General features: G+C 62.0%; 2 protein-coding genes. One reads left to right on the top strand and one right to left on the bottom strand.

The features are described from left to right. The first annotated feature begins 516 nt into the window (after nucleotides 1-516). Nucleotides 517-807 carry a hypothetical protein gene (locus OE647_RS20060; protein ID WP_263723539.1) on the top strand — a complete coding sequence of 97 codons (291 nt, stop codon included), beginning with the start codon at nucleotides 517-519 and terminating at the stop codon, nucleotides 805-807. Between the two features lie 102 nt (nucleotides 808-909). Here the strand turns inward: OE647_RS20060 and OE647_RS20065 are convergent. Next, nucleotides 910-1,359, bottom strand: a 450-nt coding sequence (locus OE647_RS20065; protein ID WP_263723540.1) for a Crp/Fnr family transcriptional regulator, incomplete at its 5' end; no start/stop codon positions are given.

Consider the following 1,359-nt stretch of genomic DNA (forward strand, 5'->3'; position numbering starts at 1 on the left):
AAGGCCGCGTGGGACAAGGCGCCCGCTGGTCCGAAGAAGGACGCGGCGCTGAAGCACTATCAGGCAGCCGAGAAGGCCAACATGGCGCACAACGTCGCCGAGACCAACAAGGAACTCGATGCGGCGACCCACGCCCTCGCGTGACCTCCAGCGTCTGACTTGATCATCGGGGCCGCCTGCCGAGCGAAGGAGGGCGGCCTTTCGCGTCTTCGCGATACACATCGCTCAACATGGTGGACGGCTTTGTCGCCCGATGCGCCTGGTCGCTTCAGCCGAGAGCGAAACAGCGGTGGCGGTCCACCCCAAGAATACCGCTCTCGGAAGGCAAACTTTCGCGGCGCTAACACTGATCAGTGCTGCCGCCTCACGAAACCGCCATGGTGACTTGTGTCCGCCGAATCCTCGGCAGCAACACATCTTCCGAAGCATCCTGACAGCCAAGGGGACAAACAGTCTCCAAGGAGTTCGTTCTCCGGCAGCCCGACGGCTTCGGCACGTCCATGAAAGGACAACACAATGTTTTCCGTTACGAAAAATTCCTTAAGGAAGTTCGAAATCCGCAACGGCTTCTACCGCCCCGGAAAGCTGATCGCGGTCTCTGCAATTTTGTTGTCGGCCTCCGCCGGGATGAGCTTCGCCGGCAACTACCCCGTTTCGACAGCCGACGTTCAATCGGAATCCATCGCCCGGGCCTGCACCCAGTTGGAGCTGTCCGCGGACATGACCAAGGCTGAATGCGGCACCCTGACGCTCGACGAGATCGTGTCTCGCCTGAACGTGTTTGACAGGGATGATCGTGACGACTGACGTCGCGCAAGCGGCTGGCATGGCGCCCCGCGCGCCCGTGCGCCGGGCGTTAGATCAGCCAAATGCCAACAAGCCGCCCCACCTGACCGCGGGGCGGTTTCCTCATTTTAGAAGCGGCCCGGCATGGTCCAGATATGCCGGATCGAACTCGGCAAGCTTCACCAGCCCGCCATAGTCGTGAAACGTCACATGGCCGTCCCGAAAGGTCACCAGTCCACTCTCGCGAAGCTGCCGCAGGACGCGGTTCACATGGACCGCGCTCAGCCCCAGCGTATCGGCGAGGTGATACTGCGTCAGCGGGCAGTCGAACCCTTCCTTGCTGCCTATGCCGACCAGCGCAAGCCTCGATCCAAGCTCCAGCAGGAAATGCGCCATGCGGGCGTCTGCATCGCGTCGACCGATCCCGACGAGATGTTCCACCACCATCGCCTCGTCCCTTGACGCCGCCCAGAGTATGGCGGTCGCCAGGCGAGGGGTCTGCGCAAACGCATCGAGGAGGTCGCTCGTCAGTACTTCGGCAGCCTCAATGTCCACGATGGGTTCGAAACTGTG

This window comes from Albidovulum sediminicola (genome assembly GCF_025751575.1).
Classification (GTDB): Bacteria; Pseudomonadota; Alphaproteobacteria; order Rhodobacterales; family Rhodobacteraceae; genus Albidovulum; species Albidovulum sediminicola.

Coding starts and splice junctions, on each gene's coding strand:
- OE647_RS20060 (WP_263723539.1), top strand. CDS start 517: ATGTTTTCCGTTACGAAAAATTCCTTAAGGAAGTTCGAAATCCGCAAC.